Genomic DNA, 24,999 nt, shown 5'->3' on the forward strand with positions numbered 1-24,999 from the left:
TTCGGATGGTGGAACTGTGGCACGAATAGAGCGGCGTGGATACAGTCCGGCCGTGAACAAGATCGACTACAAGAAAGAGCTCAAGCATCTGTACGCCGCGTCGGCCAAAGAACCCGCGCTGATCGTCGTCCCGACGCTGCGCTATCTGCGGATCGATGGCGCCGGCGATCCGAATACGTCGAGCGCGTATCGTGAGGCTGTGGAAGCGCTCTTCAGTCTGGCGTACACGATCAAGTTCGCCATCAAGAAGGGCGAGGCGGCGATCGACTATGGCGTCATGCCGCTGGAGGGGTTGTGGTGGATGGAGGACATGACACAGTTCAGCGTCACCCGTAAGGACGAGTGGCTGTGGACGCTGATGATCCTGCAGCCGCCGCTCGTGACCGAGCCGCTGGTCGAGTCGTGCAGAGCGCAGCTGGCTCGAAAGAAAGATCTACCGGCGCTCTCCAAAGTGGAGTTCGCTGCCTTCGCGGAAGGCAAAGCGGCGCAGATCCTGCACATCGGCCCGTTCACCGCAGAAGGGCCGACGATCGCAAGGCTGCACCGCTTTATCGAAGCTCAAGGATTGAAGCTTGCCGGCAAGCATCACGAGATCTACTTGAGCGACATCCGCCGGGCGGCGCCGGACAAATGGAAGACCATCATCCGGCAGCCCGCGGAGTAGCGTCTCAACGGGCGAACACGGCGGCGATCACGCTGCTGCCGCGGCCGATGGGATCCTTGCGGATTGCCTTTTCTTCCTCGCCGACTTGGGTGAACAGCGCGTTGAGGCTTTGGGTGAGCACGTGCTGTTCCAGGTCCAGGTCGGGCTTGTTGGTGAGCGGCAATTGTTTGTAGGCGCTGAGCAGCTGCTGGTACTGGTTGTAGAAGCCGATCTGCCGCAGATTGCTCTGGATGATCGGCAGATATTTCTGTCGGAGCTCGGTCTCGGTGTGCTGGCGGAAGTAGGCGGTTGCGGCCGTGTCGTTGCCGCGCACGATGCCCATCGCATCGGTCAGCGTCATGCTTCGCACCGCGCCGATGAAAATTCCTTTGGCTTCGACGGCGGCATGCTCGGCGCCCTGGTTCATGAGCTTCTCGATCTGGTCGACCTGACCGCCCAGCCCAAACTGCCGCAGGCGCGAGGCGATCGGCTGGACCGGCTCGGGCAGTCGGATGCGATAGAGCGAGCTGTTCTGATATGCGCCAGTCTTGGACAGCAGATCCGCCGCTCGGGTGCTGCTCAGCTCGAGCGACTCTTTCACCGCGCGCGATAGAGTGGATTGATTGGAACTGCCAGCGGTACCCATGCCGCCCGCGCCCGACTGCAGAACCTGCGACATCTCCGCGCATGCGCCCAAGCACAAGGTCGTGGCAAGCGCCAATCCCGCAACCAATAGTCTCATCGTCTCGGATCCTGCATACGTACTGGGAGCCGGATTGTATCCGGTGCATCCAAGCGCCGAGCAGGAACTTCATCGCAGGAATTATTCGTAGCGCAATGCCGCGGCTGGTCGCCATCTTGCGACTAATATGACGTGGGCGGCGACGGTCAACGCACCTATCAACACGACCACGGCGCCGGCTGCAATCAACAGCCACGCCTCGATCGATGCGCGCTGAGCAAAGCCGCTCAACCACCGCTGCATCAGCCACGCTCCCAACGGCAGCGCGAGTACGATGGCTATCAGCACGGGGCGCAGGAACTGCCACAACAACAGCCGCATGATCTCTTGGGTGCCCGCGCCCATGGCCTTGCGAATGCCGACTTCCTTGGTGCGCTGCTGGGCCGAGAATACGGATAAGCCAAACAATCCCAAAGAGGCGATGATCAGCGCGATGACCGTGAAGCCGTTGAAGAGCCGCGCCTGTTGTCTCACGTCCGTGTAGAGCAGCTCATAATACTCATCCAGAAATTGGCTCTCGATGGGCCGCGGCTCGCCGATGCGTTGCCAGAGTCGATTGATCTGGGTCAGCGTCTCTGGAATGGCGCGGCCATTCAACCGAACGCTGATCATGCTGAGCCGGTTCTGATCCACGAAGTACACGGTGGGCTGGACCGCAACTCGAATGGAGTCGACCGGAAAATCGGGGATGACACCGACGATCGAATACTGAAGATCCGGCGACCATTCCTTGATCTTGAGGATCTGCCCGACGGCCGCATCGGGCGTCGCAAAGCCGAGGGTGCGTACTGTGGCTTCGTTGACGATCAACGCCAATTGCGCAGCTCCGTCACCGCTAGCGACAGCGGAAGTCGCATTGGCCGGCACGGCATCGGTGCCGCGCTCGCGTGAGAACAATCGACCGGCGAGCGGCTGCAGCCCGTAGAACTCGTGAAAGTTGAAGTCGACCGGCGTGAATTGCAGCGCTGCTGGAGAGCCGCCGGCACGCTCGGCGGTGAGTTGAATGGTTCCTCGGTTGGTGGGTGCCGTATGCGAGCTGGTCACGGCCTCGACGCCTGCAACCTCGCGCAGAGCCTCCTGGAATCCTTGCCGGGTTCTGGCGTCTCTGAACGACACCAGCAGCACTTGATTGCGATCGATGCGCAGGCCTTCATTCAAAGCAAATTGCGTCTGACGATGAATGACCGCGGTCGCCAGGATCAGCAGCACCAGAACGCCGAACTGCAGCACGACCAGCAGTTGACGCACCGTGAAGGAGCCGGCGCTCCGCACGATCCCGGTCTTGAGCGTATCGATCGGGCGGAATGCGGACAGGACCATCGCCGGATAAAAGCCCGCCGCGAGGCCGATGATGAGGACGGCAGCAACAAGGGCGAGCGCGAGCATCGGGTCTCGCCAGTATTCGAACTGGATCGTCGCTGTCGGATCGCCACTCAGGCTGCGATCCAGCAGCGCATTGAAGTAGGGCATCAGCAGCTCGACCGCGGCGACTGCAACCAGCATCGCAATCGTCACATGGATCAGCGACTCACCGATGAACTGCAACACCAGATCGCGCCTGCTCGCACCCGCGGCCTTGCGTACGCCGACCTCGACTGCCCGCTGTGAGGCGCGTGATGTCATCAGATTCACGAAGTTGATGCCGGCGATCAGGACGATCAGGATGCCGACGGCCGCGATCGCATAGACCGTCTTGAGATCGCCGGGAGGCTCGAGTGGAAACTGCGCCGAGGATTTCAGGTGAATGTCGTCGATGGGCAGCACATCCACCTGCAGCTGGATGCCGGGTGGAAATTTCTGATGACGATCGATCAAGCCCGTCATGCGCTCTCGCAACGACTGCAGCGATGTGGCTGGATCGAGGCTGAAATAGGTATGCGCTTCGAACTTCCGGACGTTGAACTCCGGGAGCGGCTGCAGTTCCTGCAGCAGCCGCGCGTTGGATGCGATGACGGTAAAGTTCAGATGCGTATTGGAGGGCAGGTCCTCTATCACGGCGGTGACGCGCATGACGGCGCTGCGGTCCAGCTCCAGCGTCTTGCCGATGGGCATGTCCTCACCGAAATACTTTCGAGCCGCCTGGCGAGTGAGCACGATGCCGTCGGGCGTGCTCAGTGCGGTGGCAAGATCGCCGGCGATCGCGGGCAGTGCAAAGACACGGAAGAAATCCCGGTCGGCGAAGCCCACGGACTGCTGCGCTTCGAATTCGCCATGGCGCACGGCTTTGCGGACGATCCACAGCCGACTGCTCGCCTGAATCTCGGGGAAGTCGCTCTCGAGCCATTCCGAGACCCGATGATAGGCCGTGCTGAAAGCCGCAGCGGGCGCGCCAGGCACCTGCCGCGTCATCGAGACGCGATAGATACTCTCGTGACCCGGGATGAATCGCTCGTAGCTCAACTCCTCACGGACGTACAAGCCTGCGAAGATCCCCGCCGCCAGGCCAATCGCCAGGCCGACGATGTTGATCGCGGCGTAAAGGCGATTGCGCGACAGGTTGCGGAGCGCCGCGCTCAGATAGTTTCGCCACACGGAGTAACCCCATCGATCTGCTCGAGGCTGACTAGTCTAAGCGCCCGTGCAGTACGATGAAATCGCGTAAGGATCAACCGGTTAGCGCCAGCCGGAAGTCGGCCGCGAGCCTGGGGTGTTCGAAAACGAACAGCTGCGCGCAAGGAGGGCCACCGTCGCGAGGTCGTGAAGATCGAGACGAGCGCCCCGATGCGCTCGTCTCTCCGTTGCCTGCGCGACGCTTACAACGTCTTCATATACTCGATGAGGGCCTTGCGCTCGTTGTCCGTGAGCACGGAGTTGAACGTGTGGCCGCCATTGCCCTGGCCGAACATATAGCTGTTATAGATCTTGCGCTCTTCGATGTCCGTGTTCGTGATGGTCGGCGGGAACAGCACGTTCCAGGCCAGGATCACGTTGCCGTACAGGTTGGTCAGCAAGGCGTCGTACCACGACAGCAGCAGATCGTCCTGCGGATCGCAGCGCAGATACTGCGATGGCAGCGGGTCCAGGAGCGACGGGCGCTTGCACTGGACCACGTCATACTTCCAACCCACTTTCGTTGTGTCGAAGGCCGCCATGCTGGTGTCGTAACCCATGATAGCGCGACCGGTCTGATCCCAGCGCGGCGTTTTGGATTTGCGCTTCCAAAGCGGCTTGCGATCCGCGGGCTTCAGAAGTTCCCAGAGATTCGGCACCGAGCCGTTGTGCATATACGGCGCGGTCGCCCAGACGCCGTAGAGCGGCGGAGCCAGGTAGCCGAGCTCGCGATTGCCGCGAAGATCCGAGCGGTTTTGCGGGCCGCAATCGTTGGCCGTGCCGGCGGTGGTCGGGTAGCCGAAGAAATTATTGGCGCCCGCGACCTGCACGGCTTCGTTGTTGGTCTCCTGCCGGACCACGTCCGTCTGGATGATCCGCTGCGGAGTGATATAGGAGGCCATGCCCTCGAGCGCAGGGGTAGCAAGGAAGGTCGGATCGTTCACGTAACGTGGCGCATACGCACCATGGCAACTCGCGCACGAGCCGTTGCCTTCACTCGGCTTGGGCACCGGGTTGTTGCGGTTCGAGGCCCACAGATTGAGCGTATGAAACAACACCGCACCTTCTTCGGCGAGCGTGGTATTGACCGCCGCTGGATACGCAGGCGCCTTCAGGGCTTCGACCCACGTATTCGCCTCCGGTCCGTGCGCGCGCATCCACGTTTGCCCGGCTTCGGAAAGCGGGCCACCGAGCGAGCCGAACAGACCGAACGCGGGCGTGTAGAACACCATGTCGACGCGCGGAGCATCCATTGGGAATACGCCGTCGACGAACTTCACCGGGCGATGGCCCATGTTCCACCACGCCGGTGTGTCCATGGAGGCCGTCGAGCCGGAGGCGAGCACGCCGAGCGCGGTCTCGATCGATATCAAACCTTCATCGGGAAACAGGAAGGCGAGGTTGATGTCACTCGCGTTGTTTGTTCCGCGGGTTCGCGTCAGGTTCGCGAGGGACGCGAGCGAAGGCAAATATCCAAGCGGCACGGCATCGCGCAGGAGCAGGTGCAGGTCCTGGAGACTGCTGCCGCTTCCCGGAGTCTGCACGCCATTCGCAGATCCGCTGTGACACGCATGGCAGGTAATGCCGATGCGTCCACTCCACGAGCCGTCGGGATTGCGCAGCTGTGTGAACATTTCCGGCAAGCGGCCGGTGCCGCCATTGGTCCGGTTCGGATCTTCCAAGGGTTTGGGATAGGGATTGCGTCCCGTGCCGAACACCGAGCCATAACGCTCGGCGACCAGCTCGTCGAAGTTATCCGGACGCAGCAGGAAGCCATCCCAGCTCACCCACAACGAGTTGTATTGAGCGGCAGTGAGCGTGGCTGCGCCGAACAACGATTCGACCGTGGTCGGATCGTTGCCCGTGAAGAGTGCGGCGACCGTGCGCGAACCGGTGTCGAGCAAGCCATCGCCACGATAGAAACGCTGGCGCAATTCGCCGCAGGTCTTTGGATGACCTGCTTCTTTAACTGCCACTGGATCGGTGTGGCAGTCCTTCCAGAACGCGTTGAAAGCGACCGCACGCCCGGTGCCGATGCCAGGCTTGACCAGCGATCGCGGATCCGGCGGCAAGAGTGCGGCATCGGTCTTGCCTTCGCACCAGTCCCAGAGTTGCGAGCCGCCGCGGCTGCTCTTGATGAGGTCCGTTGCAGCTTGAGCGCCGGTCGCGAGACCGGCGGACAAACTCAGGACCATAAGAATTGAAGCGCGCGGCACCTTGCTGCGCGCCCGGTGTTGCTCTGATCTCATTGGATCCCCCTTGGTTCGCCTCTGAACCGAGACTAGTTGTCGATCATCTTGATCCGCTCGCGGCCGCAGCCCGTTTGATCGCAGCCCGAATGCGCACATACGTGCCACAGCGACAAACGTTCTCCGACATCGCAGCATCGATCTGCGCGTCCGTTGGATTCGAGTGCTGCTCGAGCAGCCGAACTGCAGTCATGATCTGGCCCGGCTGACAGAACCCGCATTGCGCGACATCTTCATCGATCCACGCTTGTTGAACCGGATGCAGCACGCCGCCGTTCGCGAGTCCCTCGATCGTGGTGACCGGTTGAGCGCCGATGCTCTGGATCGGCACGATGCAGGGTCGCGCGACGTTGTCGCCGATGTGACTGGTACACGCGCCGCAGATGCCTACGCCGCAACCGTACTTGGGACCAGTGATCCCCAGCAGATCACGCAGCACATACAACAGCGGCATGTCCGCCGGCGCGTCGACGACGCGTTCTTCACCATTCACCGTCAAGGTGTAAACGGGCATCAGGCGAACTCCTGAATCGGAAAGCGACGCGGCCGCGTGCCGGTAGCGCGGGCATAAGCATTGACACAAGCGGCAGCGGCCGCGGTGATGCCGAGTTCGCCAGCTCCACCGGGCTGCGCTCCAGCTTCTGCCGGAAAGACATGCACCTCGGTTGTGATCGGCGAGTGGTTCATGCGCGACCAGAGAAAGTCACCGAAGCTGCCTTCCCGGATCCGGCCGTCGTCGAGGTGATTGCCGGCACGAAACATCGAAGACCAGGCATCGATCAACGAGCCCTGCATTTGAGCCGACAGGCCGCTGACGTTGACCGGCACGCCGACATCGACGGCGCAGTACGCTTTCGACAAGCGAGGCTCCGGACCGGTGGTGTCGATCTCGACGAGATAAGCGACCGCCGAGCGATACTCCGCGTGGATGGCAATGCCTTGCGCGTGCCCCGGTGGCATCGCGCGTCCCCAGGAACCGGCCGATGCGACGTGCCGCAAACAACGCTCGGCCGCCGCGGAGTCCAGATGACGCAAACGAAAGTCGACTTCGTCGTAACCTCGCGCCCGCGCCATCTCATCGATGAAGATCTCATTGGCCGCGGTCATGACGCCGGAGTACACCGAACGCCAGCTGCCGGTGGGCACATTGAACTCTCGCTCCACCAGCTTGGTGCTGGTGCTGCCGAAACGATAGGGCAGCGAGATCATGGTGACGAAGCCCACTTGATTGAACAGGTCGGGCACTACGTTGACGCCCGCGGCGCTCAGCGCGTCGCCCAGGCCGTGCCTGAAGTCGTTTCTCGCCGCCGCGACGTGATGCTCGAAGGAGAGCGTCGCACCGGCCAGCCACGATGCGCGGATCGCGCAACGAGACATCGGCCGGAATCGGCCATGTCGCATATCGTCATTGCGTGTCCACATCAGTTTGACCGGCCTGCCCAGCGCTTTGGAGACCAACGCCGCTTCGATGGCGACCTCGCCAAACAGGCGCCGGCCAAAGGAGCCGCCCGCAAAAGGCACGTGGATCTTCACTTTCGATGCTGGAATGCCGATGGCTTGCGCAATCTCCGCCGCGATGTAGTTGGGCGATTGAGACGCGTACCAGATCTCGGCGGACTGGCCGCGAACATCGGCGACCGCAGCCATGACTTCCATCATTGCGTGGGCGAGATACGGAAACTCATAAGTGGCGGTGAGCGACCCAACCAGGGGCAGCACCGGCGTGAGCGGCGTGTTGATCTGTTGCAGAGTGCTGCGGACGTTGGCGTCGGAGAGCCCGCGAACGGGGCCGGGGCGCCAGGTGATTTGAAGGGCATCGCGCGCATCGAACGCCTGTTTGAATGTTCGTGCAGTGACCGCGATTCCGTTTGGAAGGGGCACGATGCCGAGCACGCCTGGCATGGATGAGGCTACGCTGCCATTCCATGAAAGTACGGCGCCTTTGATGTCTGGAGCGCGAGCCACCACAGTCGGCATCGCGCCTGGGACATCGACATCCAACGTATATTTCTGAGCGCCTGTGACGATGTCACGCGCGTTCTTGCGAGGACGCGCAGTGCCCACGACCTTGTATTGACTGATCGACTTCGGCGTGACGGAAATCAGCGGCACCAACACCAGCGCCGCATCCGCACTGAGCTCGCCATAGGTTGCGCTGCGCCCATCCGTGGCAATCACTTTCGATTGCGAAGTCCTCAAGCTGCTCGCACTGACATTCCAGCGGCGTGCCGCGGCGGTAACGAGGCGCGCGCGGGCTTGAGCGCTCAAACTGCGGACCGGGCCCCAAAGTGCGCGGATCGCAGCGGAGTTGCCCGTGATGGAAAACGGCCGATCGGCGCGGCGGTCGCTGAGTACTACGTCGGTTCTTGCATAGTCCGCGTCCAGTTCGTCAGCCACCAACATTGCGAATGCGGTAGCGATGCCTTGTCCTTTATCCAGTCGTGGCAGCTCGAAACGAACGCGGTTGTCGGCCGTGACTTCGAGCACCAGGTTGTTGGCGTAGGGCGTTTCGGCCAGCCGAATGACATCGGCAAAGTCGAGGATCTCGCCCAGCTCGGGCAATGAGACTGACGCCTCGGCGTCGTCGGCGCCGACGAACGCGCCGCCCAAGACCAGCGTCGCGGACCCGCCGAGGGTGTATTGAAGGAAGCGGCGACGAGTGGTGCTCGACTCGGGTGTGGTGTCGTGAGGTGCGTTTCGATTCAAACGATGCGACACGATTGGCCCCCTGAGCTCCAGCGCAATGGCGGCTGTTTCCAAAGTTCCCTGCCGCGCCACCCATCCTAGCGAGGTCCCCGCCGGCTGACTGCTATCAAGGTCAACAGCTGTGCGCCGGCCGCCCGAGCTGCCAACGTAGGACGCGACCCATACAAAGACGACCCTATAAAGATGAACATTCACGGCGCCAGCCGCGGGGGAGTAATGCGCAGAGGAATCGGAGTGGGGATGAGTTTCGCGTCGCTGTTGTGGCTGGCTGCGTTCAGCAGGGCCGCCGGCGCTCAGGAATCGACGGTGGAGTCGGGCGGAACGCTCGAGGAAATCATGGTCACCGCGCAGCGGCGTGCGGAATCGATCAACGATGTCGGCCTGGCGATCCAGGCGTTCGATGCCTCGAAGCTCGAAGCATTGCGGGTCGATAGCGTCGCCGACCTGACCAGCGTGGTCCCGAGCTTCACGGTGTCGCAGAGCTATCAGGGCGTGCCGACCTATACGATGCGCGGCATCGGCTTCAATACGATCAATCTCTCCGCCACTTCAACCGTCGGCACCTATGTGGATGAGGTCGCCTACGCCTATCCCATCATGAATACCGGGCCGCTCATGGACCTGGAGCGCGTCGAAGTGCTGAAAGGACCGCAGGGAACGCTGTACGGTCGCAATACCACGGCGGGCCTGATCAACTTCATCACGGCGCGGCCGACCGATGCCTTCGCCGCGGCGGTCAGCGCCGATGTGGGCAACTATCAAAGTTATAACGTCGGCGGCTATATCTCCGGACCGCTGTCGGAACGCGTTCAGGCGAGAATTGCCGTTCGAAGCGAGAACAGTGGCGAAGGCTGGCAGCGCAGCGCGAGCCGCGGCGAGCGGCTGGGCGAGATATCGAAACATGGCGTGCGTGCGTCGTTGGCCATCCAGCCCGGCGACAGCACTCAAATCGATTTCTCGGCGACCTATTGGCGCAACGAATCCGACACCGTCGCGGGGCAGGGCATCGGCTTCACCCCGGCCACCGCGAACAGCCCGTTCAACGCGCCGGGCCTGGTGAACTTCATCCGTAGCAATCCGCCGGACGATGCGACGGATGCCGACTGGGCGCCCGAATCCGTGCGCTCGACCGATATCGGCGTTGGCGTAGGACTGGCTGGACCGCTGCGCGAGAACAATCCTTTCACGGGTTTGAAGCTGCGCATCGACCAGGATCTTTCCGACAGCGTCAAGCTGGTCTCCTTGTCGAGCTACAACGAGTTCGAGCGCGAGGCGCTGTTCGACTGGAGCGGCGCGCCCTATGAAATCCTGGTGCAGAAAGCGACCGGCAAGATCCGTTCGCTGGCCGAGGATCTGCACATCGAAGGCGCGACCGAGAACGTCAACTGGCTGGTCGGCGCCTACTACGCGCAGGACGAGATTCTGGATTCCAATCGGACGCTGCTCGGTCAGAACGCCAACGTGTCGCTGATCCGGACGGTGGGATTGCCGCTGCTCGGGACACCGTTCAATTGTTGTGGCTACACCGCGGCCGACCTGGCGCGGTCGTTTCGCACCTATGAAGATGTGGGCAACATCGATACGGAAACCTGGAGCGTCTTCACCAACGCCGGCTGGCGCTTGAACGATCTGTTCAAACTCAACGCGGGGGTGCGCTACACGGAAGATCGCCAGGACTATCGCGGCTGCTCCCGCGACTTCAATGGCAGCATGCTGCCGAACGTGAACGTGGTGAATCGTGCGTTGTTTCTACAGAACTACGGCATCCTGAGCGCGCCGATCTCCGCCGGCCAGTGCCACACGTTCGATCCAGTCACCGGCACGTTCCATGAAATCGTCTCGACGCTCGATGAGAGCAACGTGGCCTGGCGCGCCTCGCTCGATTTCACCCCGGCGGATAGCACGCTGATCTACGCGTCGGTGTCGCGTGGCGCGAAGGCGGGCACGACGCCGATCAATCCTGCGAACATCGCGCGACAGAACGCGCCTGTGAAACAGGAGTTGCTGACGGCCTATGAGCTCGGCCTGAAGGCAACGGGAGCGGATCGCACCCTGCAGACCAATCTCGCGGCTTTCTACTACGACTACGAGGACAAGCAGATCGGCACGTATTTCGCCGATCCGATCTACACGGCGCTCACTCGCCTCGACAACGTGCCGAAATCCCAAGCGTATGGTGTGGAAGGCGATGTGACGTGGGAGCCCGTGAAGGGCATCACGATCGCAGCCACCGCGCTCTGGCTGCAGACGGAAGTGCAGGACTATATGGGCACGAACGCCGCCGGGCAGCCGCAGGACTATGATGGCGCCGAGTTCATCTACAGCCCGGAACTCCAGGGCAGTCTCTCGCTGCTCTACCTGCGTCCGCTCCGCAATGGCCTGAATCTCGAGATGACTTTGAACGGCCGCTATCAAAGCAAGTCGAACACCATCTTCGAAGATATCGATCTCTACAAGATTCCTGCCTACGGTGTTGCGAACGTCAGCATCGGACTGCGAGGCGCGGAGGATCGCTGGTCCTTCACCCTTTGGTCCCGCAACGTGCTGGACAAATACTATTGGACCGCCGTGGCGAGCAACGCAAACGTGGTCGTCCGATTCCCCAGCCCGCCGCGGACCTATGGCGCGACCATCGGGCTGAAGTTCTGACCGCCAGGGATGGTGGAAATGCTGGCAATGCAGGAGCAATTGGCAGCGGACCGTGCGCAGCGTTACAAACGCATGCTGATGAAGCCGAGAGCGGTCGCGTGATGCACGATGCGAATCCGACCGCTCTCGCCGAGTTTGTCGCCCGCTTTCTTCAGATGAAAGCGCACCGTGGGAATGGCGACATCGAGGATGATGGCGATCTCCTCGTCGGTCTTGCCGGCGGCGGCGAGTTTCAGACATTGGATTTCACGGCGGGTGAGCCGGTAGGAACGAATGCTCGGCTCGCCATACATCGCGGCGTTGCAGGCGGAAATGAACCGCAACGCCAGCACGTGCAGATCCGCTGCATGTTTGTCGAACAGTTCGCGCACGTTGTCGCGCGGTTGGTCGGTCGCCCAGACGACCGCGCCAATGACGCTGCCCGGCAGATGAATCGGCGCGACGATGGCGCCGCGAATGCTCAACGTCATGCGGTTCTTCTGCCGTTCCAGCTCCGGGGCGATGTGCAGCGTGCGCCATCCGCCGATTTCGCCGCGATCGTAATAGAACGGTTCGGCGGTCCAGCGAATGATGGCGACGATGGCGTTTTCGAGCGCGAGGTCCGGCTGTAGCCAATATTCGCGGGCATCCGTGGCGAACTCGAACAGCGTGGTGACGGGGATGTTCCGGCCCACCGTCGCGGGACGGGCGCTACTGATGTCGGCCCAGGTGGCGATCATCGGCAAGCCGATGGCGCGGCCGCGTGCGGCGATCTCACGCGCCGTGTCGATGATCCCAGGCTCGAACGAGCTCGATGGCATCGCGTTCATTGCAGTCCCCCGACCGGATCATGCCGTTCGGGGGCCGGTCCGAAAGTCGTCCGTTCCGACGATCTGTGGGCCGCCGGGGCCGGGCAGAGCCCCCTGTTTGGCTCGATAGTATTCAAAGCCCGGGCCGGGCGGGTAAACGATAGGGACGTGCGTGTTCACCGTTGAATGAAGGAAAGCAAATGAGTAACGAGCCCCGGGCCCCGCAGCGACGACCGGTTCCGCAAGTGGATTTTCTGAATCCGAGCGGCGCACCCGCCTTGTACCCGCCCGATTCGCTCGCCTGGCAGGTGTTCAAGAATCCGATCTCGCTGTTCATCGGCGGCATTACCGCCGTGCTGCTGGAGCTGGCCGAGGAACGGGTGCGCACCGGCGTCTGGGAACATTCGATCTTTCCCACCGATCCGCTGATCCGGATGCAGCGGACCGGGCTGATGACTCACGTGAGTGTCTATGCGCCGGTCGCGGTGGCGGAGAAGCTGATCAGGGGCGTGGTCGCGATGCATGCGCGCGTTGAGGGAACGACGCCGAAGGGGACGCCGTACCGGGCCAACGATCCCGAGTTGTTGAATTGGGTCCAGTGCACGGTGAGTTATGGCTTCATGGAAGCGTATGCCGCTTACTGCCGACCCTTATCGGATGCGCAACGGGATCATTTCTACCGGGAATCGATGGCGTCGGCCCGGCTGTTTCTCGCGCACGGGGCGCCGCAATCCAAGGCCGAGCAACAGCAACAGTTCGAACGCATGCAGCCCCACCTGGAGGCGCATCCCATCATTCTGCAGTTTCTGGAGATCGTGCTGCGGACGTCCGCGCTGCCGCTGTTTCTCAAGCCGCTGCAATCGACTATGGTGCGAGCCGGGATCCATCTCCTGCCAGCATGGCTGATCGAGCGGCTCGGTCTGCAAGGCAGGCAATGGCGCCTGAAGCCCTGGGAACAGCGACTGTTGAGAACGCTCGGCGCGCTGTTCGAGCGAGTGCCCATTCCCAACGCTGCGCCGACGCTGGCGAGCCGGCGAATGGGCTTGCCGGCCAACTATCTCTATAAACGATTCACGGCGACCACGGGGGACGGATCGATGGCGAGCGCTCAGTCGTGACCGATCGAGTCGACTATGACGCCATGCCCGCGTTGGGCGATATCGTGCGTTACCACGCTCGGTATCGTCCCGAGCGCATCGCTGTTTCCTTTGAGGGCCACGTCACTTCGTGGGGCGAGCTGGAGCGGGCCAGCAATCGGGTGACCAATGCGCTCAGCGCCGCAGGCTGCCGGCCGGCGGACCGCATCGCCTACATCGGCAAGGGCACCGATGAGTTTTTCGAGCTCATGTTTGGCGCGGCCAAGGCCGGCGTGGTCCTGGTGCCGGTGCAGTGGCGGCTCGCGCTCGCCGAGATGCAACAGATTCTGCTGGATGCCGATGTGAGAATGGTGTTCGTCGGCAGCGATCAGTTCGACAAGCTCGACGCCTTCCGGCAGGCGCTGTCCAGCGACGTAAACCTGATCGCCATGGAGCGAGGTCACGCGGACCTCGCACGCTACGCTGAGTGGCGCGATGCCATGCCGGCGTCAGATGCCGGGCTGGCGGTCGATCCGGCATCGGTGGTGATACAGCTGTACACCTCGGGCACCACCGGCGTTCCCAAGGGCGTGATGCTCAGCCATCGAAACATTCTGAGCGGCCGGCGCGACAGCATGCGCGCGCAAATGGAATGGAACGAATGGCGGGAAGACGACGTGAACCTGGTCGCGCTGCCGGTCGGCCACGTCGGAGGCATCGCTTGGGCCATCGTTGGCTTCTTCAGCGGTGCGAAAACCATCGTGCTGCGGGAGTTCAATCCTGCGCAGGTGCTCGATGCGATCGAACACGAAGGCGTCTCGCGGCTGTTCGTCGTGCCCACAGCGTTGCATCAGCTGCTGTTGCAGCCTCGCGTGAGGCAGATCGACTATCGACGGCTGCGTCACATTCTCTACGGCGCATCGCCCATCGCAATCGATCTGCTGCGCGAGGCGACGCAGGTCTTCGGCTGCGGCTTTTGTCAGCAGTACGGAATGACAGAGACGGCCGGGACGATTGTTTTTCTGCCTCCCGAGGATCACATCGCTGGCGGCAGTCCGCGGATGCGCGCTGCTGGCAAAGCGATGCCGGGCGTGGAGATTCGCGTCGTCGATGCTCATAGCCGCGAACCGCTCGCCGCGGGTCAGGTGGGCGAAGTCGAAACACGCTCGGTCGCCAATATGGTCGGCTACTGGCGATGGCCGGCGGCCACGGCGCAGATCATCGATGAATCCGGTTGGTTGCGCACGGGCGATGCAGGCTACCTGGACGAAGACGGATATTTATATATCCACGATCGCTTCAAGGACATGATCGTGTCGGGCGCGGAAAACATCTATCCCGCTGAAGTCGAGAACGCGATCTACGGACATCCAGCCGTGCAGGAAGTGGCGGTCATCGGCGTGCCGGATGAGAAATGGGGCGAGGCGGTCAAAGCCATCGTCGTTGCCAAGGCGGACGTGAGCGCCGATGCCGCCGACATCATCGCTTTTGCACGCACTCGCATCGCTGCATTCAAGACGCCGAAGTCCGTCGAGTTCGTAACGGCGCTGCCCAAAGGGCCTTCGGGAAAGATTCTGCGTCGTGTGTTGCGCGAACCTTATTGGGAGGGACGCGAGCGTCGAGTGAATTGAGCCGCCGATCTCTTAGCCAGCGGCGGCTGCCGGCGAAATCGCGGCGGCGCCTTTAATGACGAAGCGCGCGAGTACTTGTTCGAGCTTGGCCGCGTCGAGCGGCTTGGTGAGATAGTCGTCCATGCCCGCGGCGAGGCAGCGTTCGAGCGTGCCGACCATGGCGTCGGCGGTCAAGGCGACGATGGGTACACGCTCGCCGGGGCGTTCTCGAGCACGAATGCGCTGACTGGCCTCGAGACCGTCCATGATGGGCATTTGCATATCCATCAGCACGAAATCGTAGGTCGAACGCGCCAGCGCTTCGACCGCTTTCGCACCATCGTCCACGATATCGACTTCGCAGCCCAATCGCTCGAGGAACCGACGCGCGACGCGTTGATTGACCGCGTTGTCCTCAGCAACGAGCACTCGTGCGCTGACGACAGGCCGGGCTTTCTCAACGATAGGAGCAGGGTCGGCCGAGGCGGGCTGATCATGCGAAGCCGCGGGGCGCAGGGCGCGATCGATGCAATCGAGCATGGCGCTGGTGCGTACCGGCTTGGTCAAGTAGCCGAAGAAGGAACCGGCGGTCTCGCACTGAATGTCGCCGCTACGGTCGACTGGGGTGAGCAGCACCAACGGCAGGCCCGAAAGATCGACCGAGCCGCCGATCTCTGCGCCAAGCGCAATGCCGTCGAGTTGCGGCAGGTGATGATCGATCAAGACGACGTCGAAGCGCGCCTCTGAGGTTCGCAACATTTCCATGGCTCGCGTGCGATCGCTCGCCAAACCAACGTCAAAGCCGGCGTGTCGCAATCGATCCGCAATCGCCTCGCGCGCCTGTTCATTGTCGTCGACGATCAGAACGCGGCCGGTGCGATTGACGACCGCCGCCGCCGATTCGGCAACGACCGGCAGCGGCAGGCTGAACCAGAAGGTCGAGCCCTGGCCTTCGGTGCTGTTGGCGCCGATCGTACCGCCCATCATTTCCACCAGCTTGCGCACGATGGACAAGCCCAGGCCCGTGCCGCCGAAGCGGCGCGTCGTCGACGTGTCGGCTTGCGTGAACGGCATGAACAGATGATCGAGCGCGGAGGCGGCGATGCCGATGCCAGTGTCTTTCACAGAGAAGGTGACAGTGCCCGCCGCGTCCCGACTGACATCGAGCACGACTTGGCCTTGCTGCGTGAATTTGACTGCGTTGCCGACCAGGTTGAGCAAACATTGTCGGATGCGCATCGGATCGCCGAGCACACGCTTCGGCACATCGTGCCGTACGTGCACGATCAACCGCAGATTCTTTGCCGCGGCCTGGAACGCCATGAGGGCGCCGGCGTCGTCCACCAGGTCGCGCACCTCGAACTCCAGGCGCTCGATGTCGAGCTTGCCGGCCTCGATCTTCGAAAAGTCCAGAATGTCGTTCAAGATGGCCAGCAGCGAGCCGGCGCTGGCGCGGAGCGTTTCGGCGTAGTCGCGTTGTGAGCGGTCGAGCGGCGTGTCGAGCAGCAATCCGGCCATGCCGATGATGCCGTTCATCGGTGTGCGGATCTCGTGGCTCATGTTGGCCAGGAAATGCGACTTTGCCTGCGTCGCCAGTTCGGCGTCTTCCTTCGCTGCTGCCAGCGCGCGTGTTCGCTCGGCGACCAGCGCCTCCAGGCGCTGAGCATTGCGGTTGAGTTGGCCGACTCGCAGTCGATACAGCAAGGCTGCCAATCCCAGCGCCCCGCCGATGCACAGGACCGCGAACCAGGTTGTTTGATAGAAGTGCGGCAGCAACGTGAAGCGCAGCATCGCGCCGGTGTCGTTCCAGACGCCGTCGTTGTTGCTGGCGCGTACGTGGAAGGTATATTCGCCGGGTGGCAGCCGCGTGAAGTACGCACTCCGACGCGAGCCTGCATCCATCCACGTGTCATCGAAGCCTTCCAGACGGTAATGGAACTGCACCCGCTCCGGCACCGCCAGGCTGAGCGCGGTGTACTGCACTTCCCATTGGGTCGCGCCGGCCTGTACTCGCACGTTCTGGCCGAGCGAGATGGGTTGGCCATCGACGATCAGTCCTTCGACGACCACCGGCGGCGCTATGGGATTGCCGGGAATTTCGCCCGGATCGACTCGCACGATGCCACGAATGGTCGGCAGCCACAGCGAGCCGTCCGGCATCAGCGATCCGGGGCGCGTGTTGCCGCCATTGAACTCGGAAGTGCGCAGCCCGTCGGCGATGCCGTAGCTGCGATAGATGAGCGTCGGCGACTCTCCGGAAGCGAACGTTTCCAGATCGTGCTCGGCGATCGCGAACAGACCGCGATTGGTGGTGATCCAATAGGTGTCACGCCGATCGCGCAGAATTTGTAGCACGGTCTCTGTCTGCGGACCGGCGCCACGGGCGAGCGAGATCGCCTTGCCGTCTCGAATGCGTCCGAGCCCGCCGGTCGTGCCTAGCCACAGCCCGCCGCGTCCGTCGTCGTGCATGGATAACACACGGTTGCCGGGCAAGCCGTCGGCGGTCGTGTAGGCGGTGACTGCGCCGTCTGCAAACATATAGAAGGCGTGCGCATCCGTGCCGATCCACAGTCGACGCTGCGCATCCTCGTGAAGAGCGCCGCTGGTGATCGCGCCGAGTTGCGCGATCGCCGCCGGAGTTGGCAGGTGCGTTCCGTTCTCGAAGATATCGATGCTCTTGTCGGTCGCCATGACGACGCGGCCCTGCGAGTCTTCGATGATCGCCTTGACCAGATTGCCGGACAGCCCGGTGCGCTCGCTGTATTCGGTGATCTTGCCCTCGTGATATCGGTAAGCGCCCCGGCCCTGAGTGCCGACCCACAGGGCGCCGCTGCGATCCTCGAGCACGGTGCGCACGCGGACGTTCTCGATGCCGAAGCGCGGCGAGAGATATTCGAACTTGCCGTCGACGTAGTGGCTCAGGCCCGCATCGGTGCCGATCCACGCGTCCTGCCGCCGGCCGGGTGCGATGGTCCAGGCGAGGTTGCCGCGCAAGCCTTCGTCGAGCCCGAACGATGTGAACTTGCCATCGCGCAGACGTAACAAGCCGCCGCCGTAGGAGCCGGCCCAAAGGCTGCCTTCGCGATCTTCCAGCAAGGCGCGCACATCGTTGGAGGGTATGGCGCCCGAACGCAGCGATGTGAGCTGGGCGCCGATCAGCCGAAACAGACCGCCGCCCGTGGTCGCGATCCACAGGCTCCCGTCTCGATCGCGTCGTAGCACGCGCACGGTGCCGCCGATCTCTCGACTCAAGGGCACACGCTGGAAGCTGCTCTCGGTGCGTTTGTATAACTGGCCTTCCTCGGTGCCGATCCAGATCGAGCCGTCTTGATCTTCGAGCAGCGCGCTGGCGTTCACCGACGCTGGGATCGGGGCAGGCAGCGGCGCATAGCTCGATTGACGATTATCGATGCGCAATATTCCCTGCAGCGCCGTCGCTACCCAGAGCGTGCCGCTTCGATCCTCGAGCACGGCGCGGATGCGGCCGGTCGGCCCGTGGCTGCTCAAGTGCACCGGCTCGACGGCGCCGCCGTGCTCGCGAAACAAGCCTTGCTCAGTGGCTATCCAAACATCGCCGCGCTCATCTTCGATCATGTCGTAGATGGAAGCGGTCGCGAGCGGTGTCTGGTCGCCGACGGTTTCGAACTGCTCGGCGCGTAGCACTGCGGGGCCCGCCGAGGTGCCGATCCACAAGCGATCGTGACTATCGGCGAGCAGCGCCGTGATCAAGTTACTGCCGAGCTGTGGCGTGCTGCGCCGATCGAACACGACGAAGCGCACGCCGTCGAAACGGGCCAGACCTTCCTGCGTGCCCACCCATAAATAGCCATCGCGAGTCTGCGCCAGCGACATTGGCGAGTTCTGCGGCAATCCCTTGTCGAGCTGCCAGCTGTCGAGCACGTATTGGCTCGGCATCTTGCTCGGCGTCAGGGACAATGCCGGCCCCGGCATCAGGCAAAGGACTAGCCATGCCAGAGCCCGCAGGATCTGGCGCGACATAAGTCGCCCGCTCGCGTCCATTCGTGTGAGTGCAGGGGAGTGCATCGCACGAAGTATCGGCTTGCCCGCCACGGGCCTAAGGAACCAATCAGTCGTTTCGTCGGCGGCGTCGGATCGATCGCTTGAAAGTGTGAAGCCCGTCTGCCCGGCAAGCGGGCGCGCCGTGAGGCGGGGCCCACGGCGCGCCAAAACATTCCAATCTCAATAGTTCGTATTGCCGGATTGAGTGCAGCTCGACCATGGGCCGATACAGACCGTGCCGGCATCGTGCAGGCGGCTGTTGGTCAGCCGAGCCGTGCTGCTCGAGCTGTCGGTGCGGAATACGCCTTCACCCATATCGTTGATGTCGCAGCGATCGACGCTGACGTTGATCTGGAACGTGGTGCCGCCGTTCTGCCGCAGCACCTTGCCGGCGCGATGAATGATGCAGTTACTCACATTCAAGGTGGAGGCGGCATTGATCTGGAAGAACTTGTCGTCGGCGTCGTAGCCTTCGATGTTGCGCACCGTCGTGGTGCCCGAAGACTTGATGGTCATCGCGTCTTCGCCCACGTTCATCCAATAGATGTTGTCGAGCACGGCGCCGTTGTAGGTATGGATGCCATCTGCGCCGTTGGTGCCGATCACGATATTGCGCAGGGTCGCGCCGTTCTCGACTCGGAACACCGGCAGCTGACCTTCGGACTGACTGCCATCGCCGAGCGCCGAGCCGGCATTGAAACGCTGGCAACCGCCATCGTATGTACCGCTGGTGACACGGATCGTTGCATTCACCGTGGTCTGCGCACCGCTCGTCCCGCATGACGAGCCCGAGATCGTGCCGCCGCCGCTGCCGGAGGGAGTGGCCGATGCCACATTGGAATTTTCAGCGACGCCGCTGACGGTGTTCTTGATCCAGTAATAGTAGGTCGTGCCGCCGCTCACGCCGGTGTCCACATAGCTGCGTGTGCTGGTGCTCACGCTGGCGATGCGTACGCGTCCGTTCGGGTTCGAATCCAGATCGCGGTAGATCTCCTGTACGGTGGGTGTACTGCCGGAGTAGGACCAGCTCAGCGAGACCTGGCCGCCGCCTGCCGTGGCCGTCAGGTTGATGGCGCCCCAGGACGTGCTCGCCGCCGCCAGCAGCAATCCCCCAAGAAACAACTTGCGAATCATTGTCCATCTCCTATCCGTGGAATGTTTGAAACGATTCAATGCCGGCGGCCAGCCCCCTTGACACCGGTGTCATGCACCGTACAAGCGCCTCCCGTCGAGATGTATACGTACAAGGTGCAGACGTAAAAGCAGGTCAAGCTGAGCACCAGCATCTCACCGCCGTCCTCGACGAGGCCCGCCAGGGTGTCGAACGCGGTGCTCGACAGCAGCCGATGTATAGTGTCGCCGCCGACTGCGAATATCAGCAACATGATCAACAGAAGAAGCAGGTCGGCGGAGATGGCGCGCGCCATTGGCGAGCTGCGGATGTATGTGACCACCAGAACGGGCGTGAGAATCACAGCGCCGATTGCTGCATAGATCAGTTCGCCGAAGTCCCGGCCGCGCAGGCCGCCGAAATCGGGAAGGTGCGCCCACGCCATCATGCCCAGGCCGAAGCGCTCGTGAATGCGCATGGAATCGTCGAGCAACAGAAATCCAAACACGCCGATCCACAGCAGCAGCACCGGCAGGCGAGTTCTGCGAAACACGTGGGCGAGCGCGAGCATGACGCCGGCGTACTTCAGATACTGGAACATCTCGCCGAAGCCGCGATCGCGTCCGATGGACCACAGCTCCGACGTGAGCAGGCCGGTGTGGACATGCAGCCAGTGCAGGACCATGAACAGCAGGTCGCCGCCGACGAGGGCGGCCAATAGTTTGCGCGAGGCGGCGCTCGAGTGCCGAAAGGAATCGTAGATCACCGCGGAATTTTAGGTGATCGGGCCCTGCCGGCAATTACCAATTGCGTCGCTCGTTGGCGACCCGTGTTGTGGGATCAACAGGCTCAGGGGAAACGATCAGGGAAAACACTCACGTCACATACTTGATGAGCAGCTCGCTCAGGCGGCGCTTGCGTGCATCGTACGGCGGGAAGAGCATCTCCAGGGCCGACAGCGGGCCGGCGGACATCACTGCGCGCTCGTGCGAGAACGCTTTGAAGCCGAAAAAGCCGTGCGCATTGCCGATGCCGGAGGTGTTGACGCCGCCAAAGGGCAAGTTGTGTTGCGCGAACTGCTGCAAGCACAGATTCACGCACAGGCTGCCGGAGCTGGTGTTCGTTTCGATCGCCTGGATCGTGCGCTCGCTCTTGCTCCACACATACAGCGCCAGCGGCTTTGTGCCCGCATTGATCTCCGCGATGACGGTGTCGAGCGAATCGAAGGTGAGGATGGGCAACGCCGGGCCGAAGATCTCTTCCTTGCGAATCTGTGTACCCGCCGGCACGTCTCGCAGCAGGGTCGGTCCGACATAGCGAGATTCGGCATCGGAGGCGCCGCCAAACGCGAGCTGGCTGCCGGACTGCACAGCCTCGTCGATGAGTCGAGCGACGCGTTCTGCATGCCGACGATGGATCATGCGCGGAAAATCGGGGCTGGCCTTGATCGCGGCGTCGGTGTCGCCGTAGCGCTGGGCGATAGTGCTGCGACAGAGCTCGACAAAGCGATCGGCGACGTCACGGTGCACGTACACATAGTCCGGCGCGATGCAGGTCTGGCCGGCGTTCACCATCTTTCCCCAGATGATATGTTCGGCGGCCCCGCGCAGATCGGCGCTCGCGTCCACGATGACAGGCGATTTGCCTCCCAGCTCCAGCGTCACCGAGGCGAGATTGCGAGCTGCCGCTGCCATGACGATCTTGCCGACGGCGGGTGAGCCGGTGAAGAAGATGTGATCGAAGGGGAGAGAGAGCAGGGCGGTAGCGGTGTCCGCAGCTCCTTCCACGATGGCGACTTCATCGGCCGCGAACACTGCGCCGACGATGTCCTTGATGACGCGATTGGTGTGAGGCGTGAACTCCGAGGGTTTGAGGACTGCCGTATTGCCAGCGGCGACGGCAGAGACCAGCGGGCCCAGGGCCAGGCTCAACGGATAGTTCCAGGGACTGATGAGAAGGCATCGGCCCTTCGGCTGATACATCACGCGCGAGCGGGTGCCGAGCGTCGCCATCGTCGGGCCAACCCGATGCGGCTTCATCCAGCGCTTCAGTTTCGCAATGGCGTGCTTCAACTCGCCGACCAGCGGCAGCACTTCGGTGAGGTTGGTTTCCGTGGGGTGTTTGCCCAAGTCACGGTGAGCGGCTTCCAGCAGCGCGTCCTTGCGCTCGAGAATTGCCGCGAGCAACTTGGTGAGCTTGAGGCGCCGCTCGGCGGCGGTGGACTGTCTCAACCTCAATGCAGTTGCGCCGTGAGATTCGAACAGCCTCGCAACGGAAGCATCGACGCTCTCACGCTCGGGCGTGGCATTCATCAGTGGCTCCAGATTCAGATTCAGCAGAGTGCGCCCGCCCGAAGGCGGGGCGCACTCTGGTTGCGACGTTAGAACGAGACGGTCGCTTCGACGCCCCACTGGCGGGGCTCGGAGATCGACGCGAATGGCGTGCCGAACGTGTTGGTCGTGAGGTTGTTGATGCCCGTCACGTACTGATCGTCCAGCACGTTCGTCACGTAAGCCGCGAGACCGAACGTGTCGCTTGCGCTGGTCCAGGCGAGTCGCAGATCGAGACGCTCCGTCGCTTCGCCGACCTTGAAGATCGACTGCAGCGCGCAGTTGCCTTGCCGTTCGGAGTCCGCGTTACAGCGCGACTTGCCGCGATAGGCGAAACGGCCGGACAGCTCTACATCGCCCGTGGCCCCGAGTGCCCATCCATAGCTCGCACCGAGCGCCGCGCTGAGGTAGGGCTCACCCGTCGGTTCGCCGGAGAGGTCGAGCGGATCTTCGCCGCGCGTCAGCTTGTCCTTGTAGGTCGCGTCGATGTAAGCAACGTTGGCGTAGAGCCTGAGCTGGTCGACCGGCCGCCACTGTGCGTCAACATCGATACCCCACGCTTTCTCGTCGCTGGTATCGATGAGGTACTGAGGAATATCGGAGCCTTCGACGTTGCTGACCAGCGCGATCGACTGCTTGTTTTCATAGATGTAGTAGAACGCCGAAGCGTTCAGGATCACGCCCGCCTCCGGGAACACGCTCTTGAAGCCGGTCTCGACGTTCCACACGTCCTCGTTCTCGAACTCCGAACCGACTTCGGTGCTGTTGTAGCCACCGGCCTTGTAGCCTTTCGCGAGCGAGCCGAACACCATGACGTTCGGCACGACCTTGTAGTCGAGCACCAGGCGCGGGCTCACGTCATCCCAGGAGTCCTTCTTGGTCAGGCCGCCGGGCGGTGTGTCCACCGCGAAGATGACGTCCGCGAAGCGATACGCCTCGGGCGGGATCGGGAAGACCGTGAAGAAAGGCAGCTCGACTCCCGGGGCGACTGGGACCAATACATCCTCGAGTCCCGCGACGACCGCGTCGAGCTCCGGAGTTTCGTGTGGACCGTTGATCCACGTGAACTCCTTGCTGTCGTGCGTATAGCGCAGACCGAAGGTCAGGTTGGTCTTGTCGTTCAAGTGCCAAATCACGTCGCCGAACGCCGCGAACGCTTCGAAGTCGCCGCGGTTGTACATCGCTTCCCGCCACGGCATGCCGAGCATGGTGACCCCGAACGGCTCGAGGAAGTTGCTCGTACCGGCGAACAGCGGGAACGGGATGCTGAGTTCGTCGTAGATGCCGAGGTTCGTCGCCAGGGTATCGATGCCGTCGGTGAATGTGTGCGTGTCGCTGATCTGATTGGCCTTCTCCTTGTAGTAGCTCACGCCGCCGACCCAATCGATGCTGTCAGTTTTGCCGGCGAGCTTGAACTCCTGATAGAAGCTCTCGTTGTCCTCGATGTTTGCCGTGTCGAAGTACACGCCGATCAGATTCGTGCCGTCCTCGTCCTCGCGATTCACCGTGTCGAACTGACGCCACGAGGTGCTGGAACGGAAGTCCGCCGCGGCGAAGCTATGGTCGATGAACAGGTTTACCTGGTCGAGCTGACGCGATTCTTCGTTGCCGACCACGTCGTTGTAGACCGGCGCCTTGCGAGGATCGAGATACGTGGCGGGATCGGCCGGGAAGGGGACCTGCGTCTGGCCGGCCTGCAGGGGAATGAGACCGATCGCGGGTCGCGCCAGCTGATCCAGGTCGTCATGGTCCCAGGAGAGCGTCGCGCTCGTCTGGTCCGAAAGTTTCCAGCGTAGCGCGACCCGGCCTGCCCAGTTCTCCTCGGGCATGAGGTCTTGTCCGGTGGCTGCGTCCTCGAGCCAGCCATCGCTCTTGTTATAAACGCCGTTGATGCGAACCGCGACATTTTCGCCGAGCGGAGTATTCAGCATGCCTTCGTAGTACTGCTTGCCGTACTCGCCGACACGTACGCGCAGTAGCGAGTGGAACTCGTCTTCGGGTTGGCGAGTGACGATCGAGATCGCACCGGCGGCGCTGTTGCGTCCGAAGAGCGTGCCCTGCGGGCCTTTCAGCACTTCGATGCGCTCGATATCGTTGAATGCGAGCAGCGATGCGCCGGAGCGAGCTGCATAGATGCCGTCGACATACACACCCACGGCAGGATCGGTGCCGACGCCGAAATCGCCCGTCTGAATGCCGCGAATCTGGTAACGGGGCTGTGTCGGGCTGCCGTCCGAGATGACCAGGCCCGGCACAAAACCATTCAGATCGCCCATGTTTTCCGCGGCAACGTCCTGGATCAGCGCGCTGTCCACGACCTGCATCGCTATCGGCACGTCCTGCAGCGACTGTGTGCGACGCTGCGCGGTCACCAGAATTTCCTCGATGCTGTCGCCGGTCGCTTCCTGCGCCAGTGCGACGCCTGGCGTCGCAACCGCGAATCCCGTCCCCGTCAGCACCGCGGCTACAGCGTACGCGAGCCTGTTCTTGCTATTGATCATGAGCCTGTCTTCCTCTGGCCAGTC

General features: G+C 62.6%; 15 protein-coding genes. 4 read left to right on the plus strand and 11 right to left on the minus strand.

Annotation, left to right across the window (positions count from 1 at the left end; genetic code table 11):
* Positions 1–52: 52 nt before the first annotated feature.
* Positions 53–664 carry a GyrI-like domain-containing protein gene (locus tag GYH35_RS12925; RefSeq protein ID WP_161828608.1) on the plus strand — a complete coding sequence of 204 codons (612 nt, stop codon included), beginning with the start codon at positions 53–55 and terminating at the stop codon, positions 662–664.
* Between the two features lie 4 nt (positions 665–668).
* On the opposite strand, the gene GYH35_RS12930 is transcribed toward GYH35_RS12925, so the two are convergent.
* The 5 genes from GYH35_RS12930 to GYH35_RS12950 all read right to left on the minus strand — a co-directional run bounded on the left by GYH35_RS12930 (position 669) and on the right by GYH35_RS12950 (position 8,902).
* A complete protein-coding gene (locus tag GYH35_RS12930; protein ID WP_161828609.1) occupies positions 669–1,385 on the minus strand; it encodes a DUF4197 domain-containing protein in 717 nt (238 codons plus the stop codon).
* An 81-nt stretch (positions 1,386–1,466) separates the two neighbouring features.
* A complete protein-coding gene (locus GYH35_RS12935) occupies positions 1,467–3,917 on the minus strand; it encodes an FtsX-like permease family protein (protein ID WP_161828610.1) in 2,451 nt (816 codons plus the stop codon).
* Positions 3,918–4,138: 221 nt separating this feature from the next.
* Complete coding sequence (roxB, locus tag GYH35_RS12940) at positions 4,139–6,184, minus strand: rubber dioxygenase RoxB (RefSeq protein WP_161812238.1); 2,046 nt, start codon at positions 6,182–6,184, stop codon at positions 4,139–4,141.
* Positions 6,185–6,227: 43 nt separating this feature from the next.
* Positions 6,228–6,698 carry a (2Fe-2S)-binding protein gene (locus tag GYH35_RS12945; protein WP_161828611.1) on the minus strand — a complete coding sequence of 157 codons (471 nt, stop codon included), beginning with the start codon at positions 6,696–6,698 and terminating at the stop codon, positions 6,228–6,230.
* Positions 6,698–8,902, minus strand: a complete 2,205-nt coding sequence (locus tag GYH35_RS12950) for a xanthine dehydrogenase family protein molybdopterin-binding subunit (protein ID WP_202624283.1) — start codon at positions 8,900–8,902, stop codon at positions 6,698–6,700. Before GYH35_RS12950 ends, GYH35_RS12945 begins: the two co-directional genes overlap by 1 nt.
* 228 nt (positions 8,903–9,130) lie before the next feature.
* Here GYH35_RS12950 and GYH35_RS12955 point away from each other — a divergent pair, with 228 nt between their 5' ends.
* Positions 9,131–11,539 carry a TonB-dependent receptor gene (locus tag GYH35_RS12955; protein ID WP_202624284.1) on the plus strand — a complete coding sequence of 803 codons (2,409 nt, stop codon included), beginning with the start codon at positions 9,131–9,133 and terminating at the stop codon, positions 11,537–11,539.
* Between the two features lie 62 nt (positions 11,540–11,601).
* On the opposite strand, the gene GYH35_RS12960 is transcribed toward GYH35_RS12955, so the two are convergent.
* Positions 11,602–12,348: a helix-turn-helix transcriptional regulator gene (locus GYH35_RS12960; RefSeq protein ID WP_161828612.1), complete on the minus strand. Its 747-nt coding sequence runs from the start codon at positions 12,346–12,348 to the stop codon at positions 11,602–11,604.
* Positions 12,349–12,527: 179 nt separating this feature from the next.
* Here GYH35_RS12960 and GYH35_RS12965 point away from each other — a divergent pair, with 179 nt between their 5' ends.
* Both GYH35_RS12965 and GYH35_RS12970 read left to right on the plus strand, forming a co-directional pair.
* Positions 12,528–13,445 carry an oxygenase MpaB family protein gene (locus GYH35_RS12965; RefSeq protein ID WP_161812243.1) on the plus strand — a complete coding sequence of 306 codons (918 nt, stop codon included), beginning with the start codon at positions 12,528–12,530 and terminating at the stop codon, positions 13,443–13,445.
* A gap of 23 nt (positions 13,446–13,468) precedes the next feature.
* Positions 13,469–15,034: a fatty acid--CoA ligase gene (locus GYH35_RS12970; protein ID WP_161812570.1), complete on the plus strand. Its 1,566-nt coding sequence runs from the start codon at positions 13,469–13,471 to the stop codon at positions 15,032–15,034.
* Positions 15,035–15,046: 12 nt separating this feature from the next.
* Here GYH35_RS12970 and GYH35_RS12975 read toward each other — a convergent pair whose 3' ends face one another.
* The 5 genes from GYH35_RS12975 to GYH35_RS12995 all read right to left on the minus strand — a co-directional run bounded on the left by GYH35_RS12975 (position 15,047) and on the right by GYH35_RS12995 (position 24,975).
* Complete coding sequence (locus tag GYH35_RS12975) at positions 15,047–18,928, minus strand: hybrid sensor histidine kinase/response regulator (RefSeq protein WP_161828613.1); 3,882 nt, start codon at positions 18,926–18,928, stop codon at positions 15,047–15,049.
* Positions 18,929–19,213: 285 nt separating this feature from the next.
* On the minus strand, positions 19,214–20,167 hold the full coding sequence (locus GYH35_RS12980) for a pectate lyase (protein WP_161828614.1): 954 nt from the start codon (positions 20,165–20,167) through the stop codon (positions 19,214–19,216).
* A 35-nt stretch (positions 20,168–20,202) separates the two neighbouring features.
* Positions 20,203–20,910, minus strand: coding sequence for a hypothetical protein (locus GYH35_RS12985; RefSeq protein WP_161828615.1), 708 nt, complete (start codon positions 20,908–20,910; stop codon positions 20,203–20,205).
* A gap of 109 nt (positions 20,911–21,019) precedes the next feature.
* Positions 21,020–22,456 carry an aldehyde dehydrogenase family protein gene (locus GYH35_RS12990; RefSeq protein ID WP_161828616.1) on the minus strand — a complete coding sequence of 479 codons (1,437 nt, stop codon included), beginning with the start codon at positions 22,454–22,456 and terminating at the stop codon, positions 21,020–21,022.
* A 68-nt stretch (positions 22,457–22,524) separates the two neighbouring features.
* Positions 22,525–24,975, minus strand: coding sequence for a TonB-dependent receptor (locus GYH35_RS12995; RefSeq protein ID WP_161812248.1), 2,451 nt, complete (start codon positions 24,973–24,975; stop codon positions 22,525–22,527).
* Positions 24,976–24,999: the final 24 nt, after the last annotated feature.

Origin of the sequence: Steroidobacter agaridevorans, assembly GCF_009932555.1 — a bacterium.
GTDB lineage: Bacteria > Pseudomonadota > Gammaproteobacteria > Steroidobacterales > Steroidobacteraceae > Steroidobacter > Steroidobacter agaridevorans.